Origin of the sequence: Massilia sp. YIM B02443, from assembly GCF_030411955.1 — a bacterium.
Classification (GTDB): domain Bacteria; phylum Pseudomonadota; class Gammaproteobacteria; order Burkholderiales; family Burkholderiaceae_D; genus Telluria.
The window spans coordinates 26,399-45,790 of sequence record NZ_JASNRA010000031.1 but is presented as its reverse complement, the minus strand read 5'-3'; the positions used below and the strand labels follow the sequence as shown (position 1 = coordinate 45,790).

Annotated in this window: 30 protein-coding genes and 1 tRNA gene; 30 read left to right on the top strand and 1 reads right to left on the bottom strand. The window is 61.0% G+C overall.

Features of this window, described 5'->3' with window-relative positions:
- Position 1 precedes the first annotated feature (1 nt).
- A complete protein-coding gene (ggpS, locus tag QPK27_RS22780) occupies positions 2-2,314 on the bottom strand; it encodes a glucosylglycerol-phosphate synthase (protein WP_290420459.1) in 2,313 nt (770 codons plus the stop codon).
- Positions 2,315-2,779: 465 nt separating this feature from the next.
- Here ggpS and QPK27_RS22775 point away from each other — a divergent pair.
- The 30 genes from QPK27_RS22775 (at position 2,780) to dsbD (ending at position 19,325) form a co-directional block, all read left to right on the top strand.
- A tRNA-Val gene (locus tag QPK27_RS22775) sits at positions 2,780-2,856 on the top strand.
- 278 nt (positions 2,857-3,134) lie between these two features.
- Positions 3,135-3,791 carry a 50S ribosomal protein L3 gene (rplC, locus tag QPK27_RS22770; RefSeq protein WP_290420458.1) on the top strand — a complete coding sequence of 219 codons (657 nt, stop codon included), beginning with the start codon at positions 3,135-3,137 and terminating at the stop codon, positions 3,789-3,791.
- 2 nt (positions 3,792-3,793) lie between these two features.
- A complete protein-coding gene (gene rplD, locus QPK27_RS22765; protein WP_290420457.1) occupies positions 3,794-4,414 on the top strand; it encodes a 50S ribosomal protein L4 in 621 nt (206 codons plus the stop codon).
- Positions 4,411-4,728, top strand: a complete 318-nt coding sequence (gene rplW / locus QPK27_RS22760; RefSeq protein ID WP_005663466.1) for a 50S ribosomal protein L23 — start codon at positions 4,411-4,413, stop codon at positions 4,726-4,728. Before rplD ends, rplW begins: the two co-directional genes overlap by 4 nt.
- Positions 4,728-5,555: a 50S ribosomal protein L2 gene (gene rplB, locus QPK27_RS22755; RefSeq protein WP_290420456.1), complete on the top strand. Its 828-nt coding sequence runs from the start codon at positions 4,728-4,730 to the stop codon at positions 5,553-5,555. The genes rplW and rplB overlap by 1 nt, the downstream gene beginning before the upstream one ends.
- A gap of 9 nt (positions 5,556-5,564) precedes the next feature.
- Positions 5,565-5,840 carry a 30S ribosomal protein S19 gene (gene rpsS / locus QPK27_RS22750; protein ID WP_290420455.1) on the top strand — a complete coding sequence of 92 codons (276 nt, stop codon included), beginning with the start codon at positions 5,565-5,567 and terminating at the stop codon, positions 5,838-5,840.
- On the top strand, positions 5,837-6,169 hold the full coding sequence (gene rplV, locus QPK27_RS22745; RefSeq protein WP_210735950.1) for a 50S ribosomal protein L22: 333 nt from the start codon (positions 5,837-5,839) through the stop codon (positions 6,167-6,169). Before rpsS ends, rplV begins: the two co-directional genes overlap by 4 nt.
- 10 nt (positions 6,170-6,179) lie before the next feature.
- Positions 6,180-6,977 carry a 30S ribosomal protein S3 gene (rpsC, locus tag QPK27_RS22740; RefSeq protein WP_290420454.1) on the top strand — a complete coding sequence of 266 codons (798 nt, stop codon included), beginning with the start codon at positions 6,180-6,182 and terminating at the stop codon, positions 6,975-6,977.
- Positions 6,978-6,979: 2 nt separating this feature from the next.
- Entirely contained in the window at positions 6,980-7,399 is a 420-nt protein-coding gene (gene rplP, locus QPK27_RS22735) for a 50S ribosomal protein L16 (protein WP_005663456.1), read from the top strand.
- Positions 7,400-7,411: 12 nt separating this feature from the next.
- Entirely contained in the window at positions 7,412-7,603 is a 192-nt protein-coding gene (gene rpmC / locus QPK27_RS22730; RefSeq protein ID WP_005663455.1) for a 50S ribosomal protein L29, read from the top strand.
- A complete protein-coding gene (gene rpsQ, locus QPK27_RS22725) occupies positions 7,600-7,872 on the top strand; it encodes a 30S ribosomal protein S17 (protein ID WP_005663453.1) in 273 nt (90 codons plus the stop codon). The genes rpmC and rpsQ overlap by 4 nt, the downstream gene beginning before the upstream one ends.
- A 238-nt stretch (positions 7,873-8,110) precedes the next feature.
- Complete coding sequence (rplN, locus tag QPK27_RS22720) at positions 8,111-8,479, top strand: 50S ribosomal protein L14 (protein ID WP_005663451.1); 369 nt, start codon at positions 8,111-8,113, stop codon at positions 8,477-8,479.
- A gap of 9 nt (positions 8,480-8,488) precedes the next feature.
- Entirely contained in the window at positions 8,489-8,803 is a 315-nt protein-coding gene (rplX, locus tag QPK27_RS22715; protein WP_027867252.1) for a 50S ribosomal protein L24, read from the top strand.
- Between the two features lie 6 nt (positions 8,804-8,809).
- The gene (gene rplE / locus QPK27_RS22710) at positions 8,810-9,349 is read left to right on the top strand and encodes a 50S ribosomal protein L5 (protein ID WP_290420453.1); all 540 of its coding nucleotides are present in this window, start codon (positions 8,810-8,812) and stop codon (positions 9,347-9,349) included.
- Positions 9,350-9,353: 4 nt separating this feature from the next.
- On the top strand, positions 9,354-9,659 hold the full coding sequence (gene rpsN, locus QPK27_RS22705) for a 30S ribosomal protein S14 (RefSeq protein WP_290420452.1): 306 nt from the start codon (positions 9,354-9,356) through the stop codon (positions 9,657-9,659).
- Between the two features lie 14 nt (positions 9,660-9,673).
- Positions 9,674-10,069: a 30S ribosomal protein S8 gene (gene rpsH, locus QPK27_RS22700; RefSeq protein ID WP_290420451.1), complete on the top strand. Its 396-nt coding sequence runs from the start codon at positions 9,674-9,676 to the stop codon at positions 10,067-10,069.
- Positions 10,070-10,079: 10 nt separating this feature from the next.
- A complete protein-coding gene (gene rplF, locus QPK27_RS22695; protein ID WP_290420450.1) occupies positions 10,080-10,613 on the top strand; it encodes a 50S ribosomal protein L6 in 534 nt (177 codons plus the stop codon).
- An 11-nt stretch (positions 10,614-10,624) separates the two neighbouring features.
- Positions 10,625-10,987 (top strand): 50S ribosomal protein L18, encoded by a 363-nt coding sequence (gene rplR / locus QPK27_RS22690; protein ID WP_290420449.1) that lies wholly within the window; start codon positions 10,625-10,627, stop codon positions 10,985-10,987.
- A gap of 12 nt (positions 10,988-10,999) precedes the next feature.
- On the top strand, positions 11,000-11,518 hold the full coding sequence (gene rpsE / locus QPK27_RS22685; RefSeq protein ID WP_290420448.1) for a 30S ribosomal protein S5: 519 nt from the start codon (positions 11,000-11,002) through the stop codon (positions 11,516-11,518).
- 10 nt (positions 11,519-11,528) lie between these two features.
- Positions 11,529-11,708, top strand: a complete 180-nt coding sequence (gene rpmD, locus QPK27_RS22680; RefSeq protein ID WP_290420447.1) for a 50S ribosomal protein L30 — start codon at positions 11,529-11,531, stop codon at positions 11,706-11,708.
- Positions 11,709-11,734: 26 nt separating this feature from the next.
- Positions 11,735-12,166 (top strand): 50S ribosomal protein L15, encoded by a 432-nt coding sequence (gene rplO, locus QPK27_RS22675; protein ID WP_290420446.1) that lies wholly within the window; start codon positions 11,735-11,737, stop codon positions 12,164-12,166.
- A 28-nt stretch (positions 12,167-12,194) separates the two neighbouring features.
- The gene (secY, locus tag QPK27_RS22670) at positions 12,195-13,529 is read left to right on the top strand and encodes a preprotein translocase subunit SecY (RefSeq protein WP_290420445.1); all 1,335 of its coding nucleotides are present in this window, start codon (positions 12,195-12,197) and stop codon (positions 13,527-13,529) included.
- A 21-nt stretch (positions 13,530-13,550) separates the two neighbouring features.
- Entirely contained in the window at positions 13,551-13,769 is a 219-nt protein-coding gene (gene infA, locus QPK27_RS22665; RefSeq protein WP_005663428.1) for a translation initiation factor IF-1, read from the top strand.
- Between the two features lie 38 nt (positions 13,770-13,807).
- On the top strand, positions 13,808-13,921 hold the full coding sequence (gene rpmJ / locus QPK27_RS22660) for a 50S ribosomal protein L36 (RefSeq protein ID WP_005663407.1): 114 nt from the start codon (positions 13,808-13,810) through the stop codon (positions 13,919-13,921).
- Positions 13,922-13,935: 14 nt separating this feature from the next.
- Positions 13,936-14,301 (top strand): 30S ribosomal protein S13, encoded by a 366-nt coding sequence (gene rpsM / locus QPK27_RS22655; protein WP_036208931.1) that lies wholly within the window; start codon positions 13,936-13,938, stop codon positions 14,299-14,301.
- 16 nt (positions 14,302-14,317) lie between these two features.
- Positions 14,318-14,722: a 30S ribosomal protein S11 gene (gene rpsK / locus QPK27_RS22650; protein ID WP_005663404.1), complete on the top strand. Its 405-nt coding sequence runs from the start codon at positions 14,318-14,320 to the stop codon at positions 14,720-14,722.
- Between the two features lie 259 nt (positions 14,723-14,981).
- The gene (gene rpsD, locus QPK27_RS22645; RefSeq protein ID WP_290420444.1) at positions 14,982-15,605 is read left to right on the top strand and encodes a 30S ribosomal protein S4; all 624 of its coding nucleotides are present in this window, start codon (positions 14,982-14,984) and stop codon (positions 15,603-15,605) included.
- Positions 15,606-15,852: 247 nt separating this feature from the next.
- Positions 15,853-16,830, top strand: coding sequence for a DNA-directed RNA polymerase subunit alpha (locus QPK27_RS22640; protein WP_290420443.1), 978 nt, complete (start codon positions 15,853-15,855; stop codon positions 16,828-16,830).
- A gap of 132 nt (positions 16,831-16,962) precedes the next feature.
- On the top strand, positions 16,963-17,358 hold the full coding sequence (gene rplQ / locus QPK27_RS22635; protein WP_005663400.1) for a 50S ribosomal protein L17: 396 nt from the start codon (positions 16,963-16,965) through the stop codon (positions 17,356-17,358).
- Positions 17,359-17,489: 131 nt separating this feature from the next.
- Positions 17,490-19,325, top strand: a complete 1,836-nt coding sequence (dsbD, locus tag QPK27_RS22630; protein ID WP_290420442.1) for a protein-disulfide reductase DsbD — start codon at positions 17,490-17,492, stop codon at positions 19,323-19,325.
- Positions 19,326-19,392 lie beyond the last annotated feature (67 nt).

The window sequence follows — 19,392 nt, the reverse complement described above, 5'->3', positions numbered from 1 at the left end:
TCTAGGCTGCGGAGCGTTCATCCAGTGACGCGCCGTCGGCATCGTCCAGCGCCGCCAAAAAGCCGTCGCCCCAGCGCGCCACGTCGTGCTCGCGCACGATCATCGCCATGCGCCCGGCGCGGTAGGCCACTTCGTCGGCGCCCATGGTCAGCGCCTGGTACAGCGTGGCGCTCATGGCGTTGGCGTCGTACGGGTTGACCAGCAGCGCGCCGTGCAGCTCGAGCGCGGCGCCGGCGAATTCGGACAGCACCAGCACGCCGGGACGCCCGGCCGCATGGCGGGTGGCGACGTATTCCTTGGCCACCAGGTTCAGGCCGTCGCGCAGCGGCGTGATCCAGGCGATGCCGCAGGCGGCGTAGTGGGCCACCACTTCCTCGAACGGCAGCGAGCGGTAGAAGTAGCGCACCGGCACCCAGTCCAGCGTCGAGAAGCGGCCGTTGATGCGGCCGACGATGCGGTCCAGTTCCTCGCGCAGGCTGTCGTAGATCTCCATGCCCGATGCCGCCGGGGTGATGATGTTGAGCAGGGTGACCTTGCCCAGCAATTCCGGGTGCTGTTCCAGCATGCGCTCATACGCCTGCAGCTTTTCCAGCGACCCCTTCACGTAATCCAGGCGCTCGATCGAGACGATGCCGGTGCGCCCGGCCAGGTAGCCGTCGAGCTCCGCGATCTGGCGCTGCACCTCGTCGCTTGCAACCAGTGCGTCGATCAGGCCGACGTTGGTGCCGACCGGATGCGCGCCCAGCGCCACCTGGCGCCCGCCGACTTCGAGCAGGGTGCTCATGCGGTCCACGCCCAGCGCGCAGCCGAAGGTGAGGAAGCGCGGCGCGCACGGCACGTCGGCCACCGCTTCCACCGGCGCGCAGGAACGGGCGGCGTCGACGAAGTTCTCGACGTAGCGCGGCACGTGGAAGCCCACGTAGTCGCACTGCAGCAGGCTGCCGATGATGTCGCGCCGCCACGGCAGGATGTTGAACACGTCCGACGACGGGAATGCGGTGTGGTGGAAGAAGGCGATCTTCAGGTCGGGCCGCAGCGGCCGCAGGAAGGCCGGCACCATCCACAGGTTGTAGTCGTGGATCCAGGCGGTGGCGCCGGGCGCCGCCTCGCGCGCGGTCTGCTCGGCGAACAGGCGGTTCACTTCCAGGAAGCGGTCCCAGTGGTCCTGGCGGAATTCGGCTTTATCCGGGAACGAGAAGATGATCGGCCAGAACGCCTCTTTCGAGAACTTCTTGTAGAACTGGTCGATGTCGTCCGGCGTGAGCGCCACGCGCGCCGCCTTCAGGCGCGGATAGCGCTGCGGGTCGACCGGCACGTGCTGCTGGAAGTCTTGCGGCGTGCGGCTGTCCTGCTGCGACCACGCCACCCACGAGCCCTTGCGCCCGCCGGCGAAAAAGCTGAGCAAGGTCGGCATGATGCCGTTCGGGCTTTTCGGCCGCCGTTGCACCGTCACGCCGTTTTCCACCACCTCGTCGTAGGGCAGGCGGTGATACACCATCACCAGTTCGGCGTCGCCGTACGAGGTGGCCAATGCCTCGGCCGCCGCCGCATCGCTGCCGCAGCGCAGGCCGTGGCGCTCGAGCGCTTCCAGGATGCCGCCGCAGCCGGCGGCGTCGGCTACCACCACGCGCGGCATCTTGCGCACCGCTTCCACCAGCGCCGGTTCGGCCGCGCCCACCACCACGCCGCGGAAACCCGCTTCGAACATCGACAGGTCGTTCAGGGTGTCACCGGCGACAATGATGTGCTCCGGGTCGAAGCCGGCCACTTCAGCCAGGCGGCGCACCGCGACGCCCTTGCCGACGCCGCGCGGCAGCACGTCGAGGTAGCGCCCGGCCGAGAACAGCAGGTCGCAGCCGAGCGCGTCGACCGCAGCGCGCAGCGCCGGCGTGATCGCGTCCTCGCTGGCGTAGAACGAGCAGCGCCGTTCCTGCGGCACGCTCTGGCGCACCAGGCCGGGAAAGCCGGCCAGGGCGCGCAGCACCGCCTGGCTGCCGGGCCAGGTGGCGGCGATCTCGTGCGCCAGCGGTTCGACCGGGCGCAGCTCGGCGTCGACGACCGTGGCGCCGACGTCGGCGATGATGTAGTGCGGCCGCGGCACGGTCGGGTCGCTCAGCAGGGGGATGACGGTCTCCAGGCCACGGCCGGTGACGAACACCAGCGTCGCGCCGGGCAGGACGCTCGTGAACAGCTCGCGCACGCGGCGCCGCGCCTCGTGGGTGCCGGCCAGCAGCGTGCCGTCGAGGTCGGTGGCCAGCACCAGGCGGGAAGGGTTCAGCTGGCGTGGCCAGCGGTCGGAGGATATGACTGTCATGCTCATCCTTTACAGCGATGCGTCCGCCATTGCCGGAGGGTAGGCGGCGGACCGGGTCTGGGTCAGCGGGTGTCGCCGGGGAGGCGCGCGGACCGGAGGAAGCGGCGCAGCACATATCAATCGATATGCGCAAAGGCGGCCGCGGCGGAAAGAGGGGGGGACGGCGCCGGCATGCTTGCCGGAGGTGACGCGCGCCAGGTGCGCGCGACGCCGTTCCCCCTCGAATTAGATTTGTACAATAGCATTTCATGGCGGCATCGACAACCCGCGAATCGTCATCGTCGTCTGTGGGGCGGGAGAGGGGGCGCACGACGAATTGTCGCGTTAGCGAAAAAAGCTATTGCAAAGTTATAAGAAGCCCTCGTATAATTCGGCTCCCNGGAGAGGGGGCGCACGACGAATTGTCGCGTTAGCGAAAAAAGCTATTGCAAAGTTATAAGAAGCCCTCGTATAATTCGGCTCCCCGGGCGGTTAGTTCAGCTGGTTAGAATACTTGGTCGACATCCAAGGGGTCGCAGGTTCGAATCCTGCACCGCCCACCAGACTTCCAAAGTTCGCAGGCTCCCAGCAATGGTCGTAGCCTGCAGAGAAAAGGCGCAGCGGTGCGTCTTTTCTGTGCCGTTCAGCTCGAACGGATTTCTTCTTTCTCCAGATACTGCGAAAAGCGCAACAGGCCGGTTTCATCCCCGATTTTTCCTGTTGCGCCGTTGCCGTTTGCGCGCTATACTAGCCGGCTTCGGTATGGGCACGTCTTTTTCCGTCCGTACTTTTTTAGTAGTTCAACTACCCCCGCCCAATCGTAGGTGGGAATGGAGAAAAAATGAGCCTGGGCCTTCTCGGTCGCAAGGTTGGCATGATGCGTATCTTCACGGATGACGGCGATTCGATCCCTGTCACTGTGCTGGACGTGTCGAACAACCGTGTCGCACAAGTCAAAACCCCTGAAACTGATGGCTACACTGCAGTTCAGGTCGTCTACGGTCAGCGTCGCGCTTCCCGCGTGAACAAGGCCGCCGCCGGTCACTACGCCAAAGCTGGCGTCGAAGCCGGTACGATGCTGAAAGAATTCCGCATCGATTCCACCAAAGCCGCCGAACTCAAAGCCGGTGACACCATCGATGCTTCGATGTTCGAAGTGGGCCAGAAAATCGACGTGCAAGGCACCTCGATCGGTAAGGGCTACGCCGGTACCATCAAGCGTCACAACTTCGCCTCGGGTCGCCAGACCCACGGTAACTCGCGTTCGCACAACGTTCCTGGCTCGATCGGTATGGCCCAGGATCCAGGCCGCGTTTTCCCAGGCAAGCGCATGACCGGTCACATGGGCGACGTTACCGTCACCACCCAGAACCTGGAAGTCGCTCGCATCGACACCGAACGTCAGCTGCTGCTGATCAAAGGTGCCGTTCCTGGCGCGAAGAACGGCCAAGTGGTCGTCAAGCCAGCTGTCAAAACCAAAGCCAAGAAAGGAGCGTAAGCATGGAACTGAAGCTCCTGAATGAGCAAGGTCAAGCTGGCGCCAACGTTGCAGCAACCGACGAAGTGTTCGGTCGTGAATACAACGAAGCCCTGATCCACCAGATCGTCGTCGCCTACGCTGCCAACGCACGTAGCGGCAACCGCAAGCAGAAGGACCGTGAAGAAGTCCACCACACGACCAAGAAGCCATGGCGCCAGAAAGGCACCGGCCGCGCTCGTGCTGGTATGTCGTCGTCGCCTCTGTGGCGCGGCGGTGGTCGTATCTTCCCGAACACCCCGGACGAGAACTTCTCGCACAAAGTTAACAAGAAGATGTTCCGTGCAGGTATCTGCTCGATCTTCTCGCAACTGGCCCGCGAAGACCGCCTGAACGTGGTCGAGAACCTGTCGATCGAAGCTCCGAAGACCAAGCTGCTGTCGCAAAAGCTGCAGAGCATGGGCCTGGAATCGGTCCTGGTGATCACCGACACCATCGATGAGAACCTGGAACTGGCATCGCGCAACCTGCCGCACGTGCTGGTCGTCGAGCCGAAGCACGCTGATCCGATGTCGCTGGTGTTCTACAAAAAAGTCCTGGTCACGAAAGCTGCTCTGGCCAAGATCGAGGAGATGTACGCATGAGCGCCGCAATCAAATTCAGCGAAGAGCGCCTGATGAAGGTGCTGCTGGCTCCGATCATTTCCGAGAAGGCTACCTTCGTCGCGGAAAAGAACGAGCAGATCGTGTTCAAGGTCCTGCCTGACGCGACCAAGCCAGAAATCAAGGCTGCCGTCGAACTGCTGTTCAAGGTCGAAGTGGAATCGGTGCAAACCGTGAACCGCGAAGGCAAGCAAAAGCGTTCGGGTCGTTTCACCGGCCGTCGCAACCACACCAAGCGTGCTTTCGTGTGCCTGAAGCCAGGCCAGGAAATCAATTTTGTCGAGGAGGCTAAATAATGGCACTCGTTAAGATGAAGCCAACCTCCCCAGGCCGTCGCGGCATGGTGAAAGTTGTGACCGAAGGCCTGTACAAGGGCCGTCCGTTCGCAGCACTGGTTGAAAAGAAATCGAAGACCGCCGGCCGTAACAACAACGGTCACATCACCACCCGTCACATCGGCGGTGGCCACAAGCAGCACTACCGTCTGGTCGACTTCAAGCGCCAGAAGGACGGCATTCCTGCCAAGGTCGAGCGTATCGAATACGACCCGAACCGTACCGCGCACATCGCACTGCTGTGCTACGCGGACGGCGAGCGTCAGTACATCATCGCCACCAAGGGCATGGCTGTCGGCGACAGCGTCATGAACGGCTCGGAAGCGCCGATCAAGGCCGGTAACTGCCTGCCAATCCGCAACATCCCGGTCGGTACCGTGATGAACTGCGTCGAAATGCTGCCAGGTAAGGGTGCCCAGATGGCCCGTACCGCCGGCGCCGGCGTCGTGCTGATGGCCCGTGAAGGCACCTACGCCCAGGTTCGCCTGCGCTCGGGTGAAGTCCGTCGCGTGCACATCGAGTGCCGCGCGACCGTGGGCGAAGTCGGCAATGCCGAACACAGCCTGCGCAAGATCGGTAAGGCCGGTGCAATGCGCTGGCGCGGTGTTCGTCCTACCGTCCGCGGTGTGGTCATGAACCCGATCGATCACCCACACGGTGGTGGTGAAGGTCGTACGGCAGCTGGTCGTCATCCAGTGTCGCCATGGGGCCAGCAGACCAAGGGCAAGAAGACGCGTTCGAACAAGCGCACTTCGTCGATGATCGTCTCGCGTCGCGGCAAGAAATAAGGATAAATCATGACTCGTTCATTGAAAAAAGGGCCGTTCATTGACGCCCACCTGGTGAAAAAAGTCGAAGCCGCGCAAGCGTCCAAAGACAAGAAGCCAGTCAAAACCTGGTCGCGCCGCTCGACGATCTCGCCAGACTTCATCGGTCTGACGATCGCCGTCCACAACGGCAAGCTGCACGTGCCTGTGTACGTGTCGGAGAACATGGTCGGCCACAAGCTCGGCGAATTCGCGCTGACCCGTACGTTCAAGGGCCACGCCGCTGACAAGAAGGCGAAACGATAATGGAAACTAAAGCAATCCTCAAAGGCGTGCGCCTGTCGGAACAAAAAGGCCGTCTGGTCGCCGACATGATCCGCGGCAAGAAAGTTGACGCAGCACTCAACATTCTGCAATTCAGCCCGAAAAAGGGCGCGACCATCATCAAGAAGGTTCTGGAATCGGCGATCGCCAATGCAGAGCACAACGATGGCGCGGACATCGACGAACTGAAGGTCGTTCAGATCTACGTCGAAAAGGGCCCGATCCTGAAGCGCTTCACCGCACGTGCGAAGGGCCGCGGCGATCGCATTTCGAAACAATCCTGTCACGTCTACGTGACTGTCGGTAACTAAGGGGCATACGATGGGTCAGAAAATCCACCCAACCGGCTTCCGCCTGGCGGTCACCCGTAACTGGGCATCGCGTTGGTACGCTGGCAACGGCAACTTCGCCGAAATGCTGAAGGAAGACCTGGAAGCGCGCGCTTTCCTGAAAAAGAAGCTGAAGAACGCTTCGGTCGGCCGTATCGTCATCGAGCGTCCTGCCAAGAACGCACGCTTCACCATTTACTCGTCGCGTCCAGGTGTCGTGATCGGTAAAAAAGGCGAAGACATCGAAGTGCTGAAGTCGTCGCTGACGAAGATCATGGGCGTGCCGGTGCACGTCAATATCGAAGAGATCCGCAAGCCGGAAATCGATTCGCAGCTGATCGCCGATTCGATCTCGCAGCAGCTCGAAAAGCGCATCATGTTCCGTCGCGCCATGAAGCGCGCGATGCAGAACGCCATGCGCCTGGGCGCCGTCGGCATCAAGATCATGTCGTCGGGCCGTCTGAACGGCATCGAAATCGCACGTACCGAATGGTACCGCGAAGGCCGTGTGCCTCTGCACACCCTGCGCGCCGATATCGACTACGGCACCAGCGAAGCATCGACCACCTACGGCATCATCGGCGTCAAGGTCTGGGTCTACAAGGGCGACCGTTCGGCAACGGGCGAAGCTCCTGTGATCGACACCCCGCCGGACGAGAAGAAGCCACGCGGCCCACGTCGTGACGACGGCAAGCCAGGCAGCCGTCCACGTCCAGGCGCGAAGCCAGGTGCCGCTCCAGCGGGCCGCCGCGCCGCTGCCAAGCCGGCAGCTGAGAAAGCAGGAGAATAAGCATGCTGCAGCCATCGCGCAGGAAGTATCGTAAAGAGCAGAAAGGCCGCAACACCGGCATTTCGCACACCCGCGGCACCGCGGTCTCGTTCGGCGAATTCGGTCTGAAGGCAGTTGCCCGCGGCCGTATCACCGCACGCCAGATCGAAGCGGCACGTCGCGCCATGACCCGTCACATCAAGCGTGGCGGCCGTATCTGGATCCGTATCTTCCCGGACAAGCCGATTTCGAACAAGCCGGCCGAAGTCCGTATGGGTAACGGTAAAGGTAATCCGGAGTACTACGTCGCTGAAATCCAGCCAGGCAAAGTCCTGTACGAGATGGACGGCGTTGCTGAAGAACTGGCGCGCGAAGCGTTCCGCCTGGCCGCTGCCAAACTGCCACTGGCTACCACTTTCGTGGTCCGTCAAGTCGGCCAATAACAGGAGTTGAATATGAAAGCATCGGAACTCCGCGGCAAGGACCAGGAAGCGCTGCAAAAGGAGCTGAACGAGCTGCTGAAGGCCCAGTTCGGCCTGCGCATGCAAGTCGCTACCCAGCAGCTCGGTAACACCGCGCAGCTGAAGAAAGTACGTCGCGATATCGCGCGTGTGAAGACTGTGATGAACCAGAAGGAAGCCAAATGAACGACACCACTAAAACGGCGCTGAAGCGTACGCTGGTCGGCAAAGTCGTGTCCGACAAAATGGACAAGACGGTGACCGTGCTGATCGAACGTCACGTCAAGCACCCGCTGTACGGCAAGATCATCGTGCGCTCGAACAAGTATCACGCGCACGACGAAGCGAACGAAGCGAAAATCGGTGACACCGTCGAGATCGCAGAAGGTCGCCCGATCTCGAAGACGAAGGCGTGGACTGTGACCAAAGTGTTGCAAGTCGCACAGGTACTGTAAGTATCTAGAAAATTTGTCTTGCGTGGCCCGCTGGTATCTGGGATACTAGCGGGCTTCGTTCATGTGTTGCCGCAGTTTGTCCCCTCGGCAAGTGCGGCCTGTAACGAATGCGTTATTGGAAAGTCCAATCACCCAATCGTATTGCTCCAGCAGGGGCGGTACGGCGGGACCAAGACTGACCGCAGGCCCATGGGTTTCCGTGGGGTTTTCTACGGCTTAAGTTGGGAAAGAAACTACTATGATTCAAACCGAAAGCCGGCTCGAAGTAGCCGACAACACCGGTGCCAAGGAAGTTCTGTGCATCAAGGTGTTGGGTGGCTCGAAGCGCCGTTATGCGAGCATTGGCGACATCATCAAGGTCACCGTGAAAGTCGCTGCCCCACGTGGCCGCGTCAAGAAAGGTGAAATTTACAACGCCGTGGTCGTGCGTACCGCCAAGGGTGTGCGCCGCCAGGACGGTTCCCTGGTCAAGTTCGACGGCAATGCCGCCGTGCTGCTGAACGCCAAGCTGGAGCCGATCGGCACCCGTATCTTCGGACCGGTCACGCGCGAGCTGCGTACCGAGAAGTTCATGAAGATCGTGTCGCTGGCACCTGAAGTTCTGTAAGGATTCGACATGGATAAGATTCGTAAAAACGACGAAGTCATCGTTCTGGCCGGTAAGGACAAGGGCAAGCGTGGCGTCGTTCAGAAGCGTGTAGACGCTGAACACGTCATCGTCGAAGGCGTCAACGTCGCTAAGAAAGCGACCAAGCCGAACCCGATGACCGGTGTTACTGGTGGTATCGTCGACAAGACCATGCCGATTCACGTGTCGAACGTCGCGCTGTTCAACGCAGCGACCGGCAAGGCAGATCGCGTTGGCTTCAAAGACCAGGACGGCAAAAAAGTCCGCGTCTTCAAGTCGAACGGCGAAGTAGTGAAGGGGTAAGAATAAATGGCCCGTCTCCAAGCAATTTACAAAGAAAAAGTCGTCGCTGAACTGACCGAGAAATTCGGCTACAAGTCGGTGATGGAAGTGCCGCGCCTGACCAAGATCACCCTGAACATGGGTCTGTCGGAAGCAGTCGCCGACAAGAAGATCATCGAGCACGCAACCGGTGACCTGACCAAGATCGCAGGCCAGAAGCCAGTGGTCACCAAGGCACGCAAGGCAATCGCAGGTTTCAAGATCCGCGAAGGCTACCCGATCGGCACGATGGTGACCCTGCGCGGCGCCCGCATGTACGAATTCCTGGACCGTTTCATCACCGTGGCCCTGCCGCGCGTGCGTGATTTCCGTGGCGTGAACGGCAAATCGTTCGATGGTCGTGGCAACTACAACATCGGTGTCAAAGAGCAGATCATCTTCCCAGAGATCGACTACGACAAGATCGATGCGCTGCGTGGCATGAACATCTCGATCACCACCACCGCTAAGACCGACGAAGAAGCCAAAGCGCTGCTCGCCGCCTTCAAATTCCCGTTCAGGAACTAAGAGCATGGCAAAACTTGCATTGATTAACCGCGAAAAGAAGCGTGCAGACCTGGTGGCGAAATTCGCTCCGAAGCGTGCCGCTCTGAAAGCAATCATCGACGACCAGTCGAAGTCGGAAGAAGAGCGTTACGACGCCCGCCTGAAGCTGCAGGCCCTGCCGCGCAACTCGGCGCCGACCCGCCAGCGTAACCGCTGCGCCATGACCGGCCGTCCACGTGGCACTTTCCGTAAATTCGGTCTGGCCCGTACCAAAGTCCGCGAATTCGCCATGGCTGGCGAAATCCCGGGTATGACCAAAGCTAGCTGGTAATAGGAGAATAAGCAATGAGTATGAGCGATCCTATCGCCGATATGCTGACCCGCATTCGCAACGCACAAGTTGTTCAGAAAACCTCGGTCGCAATGCCGTCGTCGAAAGTCAAGGTTGCCATTGCCAACGTCCTGAAGGACGAGGGTTACATTGAAGATTTCGCAGTGTCGTCGGAAGGCGGCAAGTCGGAACTGAAAATCGGTTTGAAGTATTACACTGGCCGTCCGGTCATCGAGCGCCTCGAGCGCGTTTCCCGTCCAGGCCTGCGCATCTACAAGGGCAAGGACGAGATCCCAACCGTCATGAACGGCCTGGGCGTGGCAATCGTGTCGACTCCGCAAGGCGTCATGACTGATCGCAAAGCACGTGCTACCGGTGTCGGTGGCGAAGTGATTTGCTACGTGGCTTAAGGAGTAGACGATGTCTCGAGTAGCTAAGATGCCAATCGCCGTCCCTGCCGGTGCCGAAGTCGCGATCAACGCGTCGTCGATCACTGTCAAGGGCCCGCTGGGCACCCTGACCCAGAGCCTGAACGGCCTGGTCAAAGTAGAAAACAACAATGGCACGCTGACCTTCGACGTGATCGACGATTCGCGTGAATCGAACGCCATGTCGGGCACCCTGCGCGCCCTGGTCAACAACATGGTGACCGGCGTGACCAAGGGCTTCGAGAAGAAGCTGAACCTGGTCGGCGTGGGCTACAAAGCAGCAGTGCAGGGCAACGCCCTGAACCTGTCGCTGGGCTTCTCGCACCCGGTGCTGCACGCGATGCCGGAAGGCGTCACTGCAACCACCCCGACCCCGACCGAAATCCTGATCAAGGGTATCGATCGTCAAAAGGTCGGCCAGGTTGCCGCCGAAGTGCGCGCTTACCGCTCCCCAGAGCCTTACAAGGGCAAGGGCGTCCGTTATTCGGACGAAGTGGTCAAGCTTAAAGAAACCAAGAAGAAATAATCGGAGCAGACATGGACAAGAAACAATCCCGTCTGCGTCGTGGCCGTCAGACCCGTATCAAGATTGCCCAGCTGGGCGTGAACCGTCTGTCGGTTCACCGCACCAACCTGCACATCTACGCAAGCCTGATCAGCCCGGACGCAAAAGTACTGGTGTCGGCTTCGACCCTGGAAGCAGAAGTGCGCGCCGAACTGGCTGGCCAGACCGGCGCCGGCGGCAACGCTGCTGCAGCTGCCCTGGTCGGCAAGCGCGTCGCAGAAAAAGCACTGAAAGCTGGAATCACCGAAGTTGCGTTCGATCGCTCGGGTTTCCGTTACCACGGTCGTGTGAAGGCGCTGGCGGAAGCCGCGCGTGAAGCCGGTCTGAAGTTCTAAGGAAGAATCGTCATGGCAAAAATGCAAGCGAAAATGGCAAGCGACAAGCCGGATGATGGCATGCGCGAAAAAATGATCGCGATCAACCGCGTGACCAAAGTGGTCAAGGGTGGTCGTATCATGGGTTTTGCAGCGCTGACCGTTGTCGGTGACGGCGATGGCCGCATCGGCATGGGCAAGGGCAAGTCGAAGGAAGTTCCAGTCGGCGTGCAAAAAGCGATGGAAGAAGCCCGCCGCAACCTGATCAAGGTTCCGCTCAAGAACGGCACCCTGCACCACACCGTGACCGGTCGTCACGGCGCCTCGCGCGTCCTGATGGCACCGGCCAAGCCTGGTACCGGCGTGATCGCTGGTGGCGCAATGCGCGCTATCTTCGAAGTGATGGGCGTGACCGACGTGGTCGCCAAGTCGACCGGTTCGTCGAATCCGTACAACCTGGTGCGCGCAACTCTCGACGGCCTGTCGAAGATGAGCACTGCCGCCGACATCGCCGCCAAGCGTGGCAAGTCGGTCGAAGACATCCTGGGTTAAGGGGAAAAACATGGCAAACACCATTAAAGTTCAGCTCGTCAAGGGCCTGATCGGTACCCGTCAGGATCACCGTGCCACCGTGCGCGGCCTGGGTCTGCGTCGTGTCAACTCGGTTTCCGAGCTGCAGGACACCCCGTCCGTGCGTGGCATGATCAACAAAGTCGCGTACCTCGTTAAAGTTGTCTCGTAAGCCTCGGCTTGCGAACGGAGAAATCAATGGAACTCAATACCATTCAGCCAGCCGAAGGCGCCAAGCACGCTAAGCGTCGCGTCGGCCGCGGCATCGGCTCCGGCCTGGGCAAGACCGCCGGTCGTGGTCACAAAGGTCAGAAATCGCGTTCGGGCGGCTTCCACAAAGTCGGCTTCGAAGGTGGTCAGATGCCTCTGCAGCGCCGTCTGCCGAAGCGTGGCTTCAAGTCGCTGAACGCATCGTTCAAGGCTGAAGTGCGCCTGTCCGACCTGAACAACCTGGCTGTCGGCGAAATCGACATCCTGGTGCTCAAGCAGGCAGGTATCCTGCCGGTCGTGGCACGCGACGTGCGCGTCATCCTGTCCGGCGAGATCACCAAAGCGGTGACCCTCAAGGGCCTGAAAGCGACCGCCGGCGCGAAAGCGGCGATCGAAGCAGCTGGCGGCTCGGTCGCGTAAAGCGACCGCTGCCTGATCGGAGCAAAAATTGGCGACTAATTCACAACTTGGTAAAAGCGCCGCTTCCGGATTCCCCTGGGGCCGGCTGTGGTTTTTGCTTGGCGCATTGGTCGTGTACCGCATCGGTGCTCACATCCCGGTTCCCGGGATTGACCCGGTGCAGCTCGCTGCGCTGTTCAAGCAGAACGAGGGCGGCATCCTGGGCATGTTCAACATGTTCTCGGGCGGCGCCCTGTCCCGCTTTACCGTGTTCGCGCTCGGCATCATGCCTTACATTTCGGCTTCGATCATCATGCAGCTTGGATCGATCGTCTCGCCGCAACTCGAGGCACTGAAGAAAGAGGGCGAGGCCGGCCGCCGCAAGATCACCCAGTACACCCGTTATCTGACGGTTGCGCTGGCGTTGTTCCAGGCGTTCGGCATCGCTGTCGCGCTCGAGGCGCAACCCAACCTGGTCATCGACCCGGGCCTGGGCTTCCGCTTCGTGACCATCGTGACCCTCCTGACCGGCACCATGTTCCTGATGTGGCTGGGCGAGCAGATCACCGAGCGTGGTCTTGGTAACGGTATTTCGATCATCATCTTTGCCGGTATCGCAGCAGGTCTGCCGTCGGCCCTGGGCGGCTTGTTCACCCTGGTCTCGAACGGTTCGATCGGCAGCTTCTCGGCCATCCTGATCGTGGTCCTGGTGGCTGCGGTGACGTATGCGGTGGTGTTCGTGGAACGCGGGCAGCGCAAGATCCTGGTCAATTACGCGAAACGTCAGGTCGGCAACAAGATCTACGGTGGCCAAACCAGCCACCTGCCCTTGAAGCTGAACATGGCAGGCGTGATCCCGCCGATCTTCGCTTCGTCGATCATCCTGTTCCCGGCGACGATCGTCGACTGGTTCACGCGCGGCAAGGACTCCAGTGGCCCGGTCATCGGCTTCCTGAAGGACCTGGCAGCGTCGATGGCACCAGGCGAGCCGATTCACGCGTTGCTGTATGCGGTGGCGATCGTGTTCTTCTGCTTCTTCTACACCGCGCTGGTATTCAACAGCAAGGAAACGGCGGATAACTTGAAGAAGAGCGGCGCGTTTGTTCCGGGCATCCGTCCGGGCGAGCAGACCGCGCGCTACATCGACAAGATCCTGATGCGCCTGACCCTGGCCGGTGCAGTCTATATCACCCTGGTGTGCCTGGTGCCGGAGTTCATGACCGCCCAGTGGAAAGTTCCTTTCTACTTCGGTGGCACGTCGCTCCTGATCATCGTGGTGGTGACGATGGACTTCATGGCACAAGTGCAGAACTACGTCATGTCGCAGCAATATGATTCGCTGCTGCGCAAGGCTAACTTCAAGGGTGGAATTCCTTCGCGATAAGCGGGGGAGTGCATAGAGCGAATGGCAAAAGACGACGTCATCCAAATGCAGGGGGAGATCCTCGAGAATCTCCCAAACGCGACGTTCCGCGTGAAGCTGGAAAACGGGCATGTTGTTCTGGGGCATATCTCGGGTAAAATGCGGATGAATTACATCCGCATTCTCCCGGGCGACAAGGTGACGGTGGAGTTGACCCCGTACGACCTGTCCCGGGCCCGCATCGTGTTCCGCACCAAGTAAAAAACATCATCAAGTAAACGAACCGAAGAGAGTGCAAAATGAAAGTTAACGCTTCAGTCAAGCGGATCTGCCGCAACTGCAAGATCATCAAGCGCAAGGGCGTGGTCCGTGTGATCTGCGTCGAGCCGCGTCACAAGCAGCGTCAAGGTTAATCGAGGAATATCGAATGGCACGTATTGCAGGGGTTAACATCCCAAATCATCAGCACACCGTTATCGGCCTGACGGCTATCTACGGTATTGGCCGTCCGCGTTCGCAGAAGATCTGCGACGCAACCGGTATCGCGACCAACAAGAAGGTCAAGGACCTGGACGATAACGAACTCGAGAAGCTGCGTGACGAAGTCGCGAAGTTTGTCGTGGAAGGCGACCTGCGCCGCGAACTGTCCATGAACATCAAGCGTCTGATGGACCTGGGTTGCTACCGCGGCATGCGTCACCGTAAGGGCCTGCCGGTCCGCGGTCAGCGTACCCGCACCAATGCTCGTACCCGTAAAGGTCCGCGCAAGGCAGCACAATCGCTCAAGAAATAATCTAGGAACCTGACCTATGGCCAAGCAACAAAGCAGCGCAGCAGCAGCACGTGTGCGCAAGAAAGTGAAGAAGAACGTTGCCGAGGGCATCGCCCACGTGCACGCATCGTTCAACAACACGATCATCACCATCACCGACCGCCAGGGCAACGCCCTGTCGTGGGCAACTTCCGGCGGCGCCGGCTTCAAGGGTTCGCGTAAATCGACCCCGTTCGCAGCGCAGGTTGCTGCTGAAGCTGCAGGCAAGGTCGCTCAGGAATCGGGCGTCAAGAACCTGGAAGTGCGCATCAAGGGCCCAGGCCCAGGCCGTGAATCGGCTGTGCGCGCACTGAACAACCTGGGCATCAAGATCACCGAGATCCAGGACGTTACCCCAGTGCCGCACAACGGCTGCCGTCCTCCGAAGCGTCGCCGCATCTAAGACAGCAGGGCAGGGCTTAATGCCCCGCCTGTGTCTGGATCACGACGCATCGGGCGCAAGCCCTTTGTGTTTCAAGAGAATGCCGGTGCAGTTGCCCAGAAATGGGTTATACTGCCCGGCTCTTGTCGCCTGCCGTGCAAACGGCGGGCGCTGTTGCAAGCCACGTCCGGCCTCGCTTGCAGAGCTGGACTAGCGCCTGGGTGCAGGGGATTGACCCGTGCACTTCTGGGGCGTGATCAAATATTAAAGGAAATCTAACGTGGCACGTTATATCGGACCAAAAGCAAAACTGTCGCGCCGTGAAGGCACCGACCTGTTCCTGAAGAGCGCACGCCGCTCGCTCGATTCGAAGTGCAAACTGGACGTCAAGCCAGGCCAGCACGGCGTGAAATCGGGTGCCCGCACCTCGGACTACGGCAACCAGCTGCGCGAAAAGCAGAAGGTCAAGCGTATCTACGGCGTGCTGGAGCGCCAGTTCCGCCGCTACTTCGCCGAAGCATCGCGCCGCAAGGGCAACACCGGCGAAACCCTGCTGAAGCTGCTGGAATCGCGTCTGGACAACGTCGCGTACCGCATGGGCTTCGGCTCGACCCGCGCCGAAGCGCGTCAGCTGGTGAGCCACAAGGCCTTCACCGTGAACGGCAACGTCGTGAACATCGCGTCGTACCAGGTCAAGACCGGCGACGTGATCGCCGTGCGCGAAAAGGCCAAGAAGCAAGTGCGTATCGCTGAAGCGCTGTCGCTGGCTGAACAAGTCGGCTTCCCGAGCTGGGTGTCGGTCGACGCCAAGAAGCTGGAAGGCACCTTCCGTTCGTTCCCAGAGCGTAACGAGATCGCAGCTGACGTCAACGAAGCGCTGATCGTCGAACTGTACTCGCGTTAATGGATGCGAAGGGAACGGCTTGCCGTTCCCTTTTCGTCTTCTCCGCCGGATCTTTACGGTCTTTGCGGAAACGGCGGGAGTGGTGGTGCGGATGCAGCAACCCCAGGTTGGCTCCGCAGCGAGTCTCGACTCCCAGGCACTCCCGCCGCGCAGAATTCGTTTTACCGCCTGCTGATGCAGGCGTTCTCTTTAAAGCCATCAGCCTTATCGGTGTAACGAGCCGAGGGTATTGAAAAGGACTACGTTCATGCAAAATAGTTTGTTGAAGCCACGTATCATCGACGTCGAAGCACTGGGCGCCGGCCACGCGAAAGTCGTGATGGAGCCGTTCGAGCGTGGCTATGGCCACACCCTGGGCAACGCGCTGCGCCGCGTGCTGCTGTCGTCGATGGTGGGCTACGCCCCGACCGAAGTGACCATCGCCGGTGTCGTGCATGAATACTCGTCGCTGGATGGCGTGCAGGAAGACGTCGTTGACCTGCTGCTGAACCTGAAAGGCGTGGTCTTCAAGGTCCACAACCGCGATTCCGTCACCCTGACCCTGAAGAAGGAAGGCGAAGGCGCCGTCATGGCATCGGACATCGACCTGCCGCACGACGTCGAGCTGATCAATCCGGATCACGTGATCGCCCACCTGACCGCCGGCGGCAAGCTGGACATGCAGATCAAGGTCGAGAAGGGCCGCGGCTACGTTCCTGGCAACGTGCGCCGCCTGTCGGAAGACACCAACAAGACCATCGGCCGCATCATCCTGGACGCCTCGTTCTCGCCAGTGCGCCGCGTGTCGTACGCCGTGGAATCGGCACGTGTCGAACAGCGTACCGACCTGGACAAGCTGATCATCAACATCGAGACCAACGGCGTCATCACCCCGGAAGAAGCGATCCGCCAGTCGGCACGCGTGCTGGTTGACCAGCTGAACGTGTTCGCCGCCCTGGAAGGCACCGAAGCCGCTGCCGAAGCACCGTCGCGTGCTCCGCTGGTCGATCCGATCCTGCTGCGTCCGGTCGACGACCTGGAACTGACCGTACGTTCGGCAAACTGCCTGAAAGCAGAAAATATCTACTACATCGGCGACCTGATCCAGCGTTCGGAAAACGAACTGCTGAAGACCCCGAACCTGGGTCGCAAGTCGTTGAACGAGATCAAGGAAGTCCTGGCTTCCCGTGGTCTGACCCTGGGCATGAAGCTGGAAAACTGGCCGCCTGCTGGCCTCGAGAAGTAATCCCTGTAACGATTGCTGTACCTCCGCCCGGGCGTCGTGCCTGGGCGGCTTTAACCTGAACCGGTCCGCGGACGTGCCTCAAAACACGGACGATCGAAGAACTGGATTTGAAAACACCCGAAAGGAAATACCATGCGTCACCGTCACGGCCTTCGCAAGCTGAACCGTACTTCGTCCCACCGCCTGGCAATGCTGCGCAACATGACCGTCTCCCTGCTGCGTCATGAAGCCATCAAAACCACCGTGCCTAAAGCCAAGGAACTGCGCCGCGTCATCGAGCCGATCCTGACCCTGGGCAAGACCGACACCCTGGCGAACAAGCGCCTGGCCTTCGCTCGCCTGCGCGACCGCGAAATGGTCCAGAAGCTGTTTGCTGAACTGGGCCCGCGCTACGCCAACCGTAACGGTGGCTACCTGCGTATCCTGAAAATGGGTTTCCGCGTTGGCGACAATGCACCGATGGCTTACGTCGAACTGCTGGACCGTCCGGAAGTCACTTCGGCTGAAGAAGCACCGACCGCCGAGTAATCGACCGGTCAACGCTTGAAAAAACCAGGCTTCGGCCTGGTTTTTTTTCGCCTGTAGCAACCGTCATCGCTTCAACACGACGGGCCGGGCCGGTGTACCATGCCGGTGCGCAGTTAAACCACCAGATACCCATGCACCGATTCTCCGCCCGCCGCCTGTTCCAGGCCTGCCTGCTGCTGTTCGCCGTCTTCGCCACTATCCTGGCCGCCCCGAGCCGCGCTGAAGAAGACTTCCTCGATCCCACCGTTGCCTTCCGCTTCGAAGCGCGCATGGTCGATCCACAGACGGCCGAGGTCAGCTATACCATCGCCGACGGCTACTACATGTACCGCGAGCGTTTCGCGTTCAAGGCGAACGGCGCCGGCGTCACCCTCGGCGAGCCGAAGATCCCGCCAGGCAAGGTCAAGTATGACCAAACGTTCGAGAAGGACGTCGAAACCTACAAGGGCCGCCTGAAGATCCGGATCCCGGTCGAGGGCAGCGGCCCGTTCACCCTCACGGCGACCAGCCAGGGCTGCGCCGATGCCGGGCTGTGCTATCCGCCGCAGGAGCACAGCGTGAGCCTCGGCGCCGGTGGCGCGAATGCCGCGCCGGCGCTGCCGATCGGGCAGGGCGCCGGCCAATCGTCGGCTTTGTCGTCCCCACTGTCCTCGACCCCGCAGGCCGACAGTGCTCCCGCCGCGCCTGCAGCGGCGCCAAGCGCGCCCGCATCCGACCTGGCCGGCATCGCCGGCCTGCTCGGCGGCGGCAGCCTGCTGGCCATCGTGCCCGCCTTCATCCTGCTCGGCCTGGGCCTGGCCTTCACGCCGTGCGTGCTGCCGATGGTGCCGATCTTGTCGTCGATCATCGTCGGCGAAGGCAAGAACGTCAGCCGCGCGCGCGGCTTCACCCTGTCGCTGGCGTATTCGCTGGGCATGGCGATCGTCTACACGCTGCTCGGCGTGGCCGCCGGCCTGGCCGGCGAAGGCCTGGCCGCCGCGCTGCAAAATCCCTGGGTGCTGGGTACGGTCGCGCTGCTGATCGTGGCCATGGCGCTGTCGATGTTCGGTTTCTATCAGTTACAACTGCCTAACACCTTGCAGACCCGTTTGAGCGCCGCCTCCAATCGCCAGCAGGGCGGCAAGCTTGCCGGCGTGTTCGCGATGGGCGCGATTTCGGCCCTGATCGTTGGTCCGTGCGTGGCCGCGCCGCTGGCCGGCGCGCTGGTCTACATCAGCCAGACGCGCGACGTGTTCATCGGCGGCGCCGCGCTGTTCTCGATGGCGATCGGGATGAGCATTCCGCTGCTGCTGGTGGGCCTGTCGGCCGGCTCGCTGTTGCCGCGCGCCGGCGCCTGGATGGAGTCGGTCAAGCGCCTGTTCGGCGTCCTGATGCTGGCGATGGCGATCTGGCTGGTGTCGCCGGTGATCCCGGCCGCGGCTGCCATGCTGCTGTGGGCGGCGCTGTTGCTCGGCTACGGCTTCTACCTTCTGCGCCAGACCCGCTGGTGGGCTGCGATGGCGGCCGGCGCCGCTTTCGCACTGCTGGGGGCGATGCAGCTGGTGGGCGTGGCCAGCGGCGGGCGCGACGCGCTGGCGCCGCTGGCGCACCTGAGCGGCACTCAGCAGCACGGCTTGACGTTCGCCCGCATCAAGACCGTGGACGATCTCGATGCGGCACTGGCCGCGAATGCGGGCAAGACCGTGATGCTCGACTTCTACGCCGACTGGTGCGTGTCGTGCAAGGAGATGGAGAAGTTCACCTTCGTCGATCCGGCGGTACAGGCGCGGCTGGCCGAGACGGTGCTGTTGCAGGTGGATGTGACGGCGAACGATGCCGAGGACAAGGCGATGCTCAAGCGCTTCGGCCTGTTCGGGCCGCCGGGGATCATCCTGTTCGATAAGCAAGGCAAGGAGATTGCGGATAGCCGGGTGATCGGCTACCAGAATGCGCAGAAGTTCCTGAATTCGTTGCAGCGTCTGGAGTAGGGTTGGCAGCTTCGCTGCCGACGCGTTCAAGCGGCTTTCGATGACACGCACGATATGCGAGCGTGCG

Bases quoted from the DNA above. Each gene is read 5' to 3' on its own strand.
- ggpS (WP_290420459.1), bottom strand. From the start codon at position 2,314: ATGACAGTCATATCCTCCGACCGCTGGCCACGCCAGCTGAACCCTTCC.
- rplC (WP_290420458.1), top strand. From the start codon at position 3,135: ATGAGCCTGGGCCTTCTCGGTCGCAAGGTTGGCATGATGCGTATCTTC.
- rplD (WP_290420457.1), top strand. From the start codon at position 3,794: ATGGAACTGAAGCTCCTGAATGAGCAAGGTCAAGCTGGCGCCAACGTT.
- rplW (WP_005663466.1), top strand. From the start codon at position 4,411: ATGAGCGCCGCAATCAAATTCAGCGAAGAGCGCCTGATGAAGGTGCTG.
- rplB (WP_290420456.1), top strand. From the start codon at position 4,728: ATGGCACTCGTTAAGATGAAGCCAACCTCCCCAGGCCGTCGCGGCATG.
- rpsS (WP_290420455.1), top strand. From the start codon at position 5,565: ATGACTCGTTCATTGAAAAAAGGGCCGTTCATTGACGCCCACCTGGTG.
- rpsC (WP_290420454.1), top strand. From the start codon at position 6,180: ATGGGTCAGAAAATCCACCCAACCGGCTTCCGCCTGGCGGTCACCCGT.
- rplP (WP_005663456.1), top strand. From the start codon at position 6,980: ATGCTGCAGCCATCGCGCAGGAAGTATCGTAAAGAGCAGAAAGGCCGC.
- rpmC (WP_005663455.1), top strand. From the start codon at position 7,412: ATGAAAGCATCGGAACTCCGCGGCAAGGACCAGGAAGCGCTGCAAAAG.
- rpsQ (WP_005663453.1), top strand. From the start codon at position 7,600: ATGAACGACACCACTAAAACGGCGCTGAAGCGTACGCTGGTCGGCAAA.
- rplN (WP_005663451.1), top strand. From the start codon at position 8,111: ATGATTCAAACCGAAAGCCGGCTCGAAGTAGCCGACAACACCGGTGCC.
- rplX (WP_027867252.1), top strand. From the start codon at position 8,489: ATGGATAAGATTCGTAAAAACGACGAAGTCATCGTTCTGGCCGGTAAG.
- rplE (WP_290420453.1), top strand. From the start codon at position 8,810: ATGGCCCGTCTCCAAGCAATTTACAAAGAAAAAGTCGTCGCTGAACTG.
- rpsN (WP_290420452.1), top strand. From the start codon at position 9,354: ATGGCAAAACTTGCATTGATTAACCGCGAAAAGAAGCGTGCAGACCTG.
- rpsH (WP_290420451.1), top strand. From the start codon at position 9,674: ATGAGTATGAGCGATCCTATCGCCGATATGCTGACCCGCATTCGCAAC.
- rplF (WP_290420450.1), top strand. From the start codon at position 10,080: ATGTCTCGAGTAGCTAAGATGCCAATCGCCGTCCCTGCCGGTGCCGAA.
- rplR (WP_290420449.1), top strand. From the start codon at position 10,625: ATGGACAAGAAACAATCCCGTCTGCGTCGTGGCCGTCAGACCCGTATC.
- rpsE (WP_290420448.1), top strand. From the start codon at position 11,000: ATGGCAAAAATGCAAGCGAAAATGGCAAGCGACAAGCCGGATGATGGC.
- rpmD (WP_290420447.1), top strand. From the start codon at position 11,529: ATGGCAAACACCATTAAAGTTCAGCTCGTCAAGGGCCTGATCGGTACC.
- rplO (WP_290420446.1), top strand. From the start codon at position 11,735: ATGGAACTCAATACCATTCAGCCAGCCGAAGGCGCCAAGCACGCTAAG.
- infA (WP_005663428.1), top strand. From the start codon at position 13,551: ATGGCAAAAGACGACGTCATCCAAATGCAGGGGGAGATCCTCGAGAAT.
- rpmJ (WP_005663407.1), top strand. From the start codon at position 13,808: ATGAAAGTTAACGCTTCAGTCAAGCGGATCTGCCGCAACTGCAAGATC.
- rpsM (WP_036208931.1), top strand. From the start codon at position 13,936: ATGGCACGTATTGCAGGGGTTAACATCCCAAATCATCAGCACACCGTT.
- rpsK (WP_005663404.1), top strand. From the start codon at position 14,318: ATGGCCAAGCAACAAAGCAGCGCAGCAGCAGCACGTGTGCGCAAGAAA.
- QPK27_RS22640 (WP_290420443.1), top strand. From the start codon at position 15,853: ATGCAAAATAGTTTGTTGAAGCCACGTATCATCGACGTCGAAGCACTG.
- rplQ (WP_005663400.1), top strand. From the start codon at position 16,963: ATGCGTCACCGTCACGGCCTTCGCAAGCTGAACCGTACTTCGTCCCAC.
- dsbD (WP_290420442.1), top strand. From the start codon at position 17,490: ATGCACCGATTCTCCGCCCGCCGCCTGTTCCAGGCCTGCCTGCTGCTG.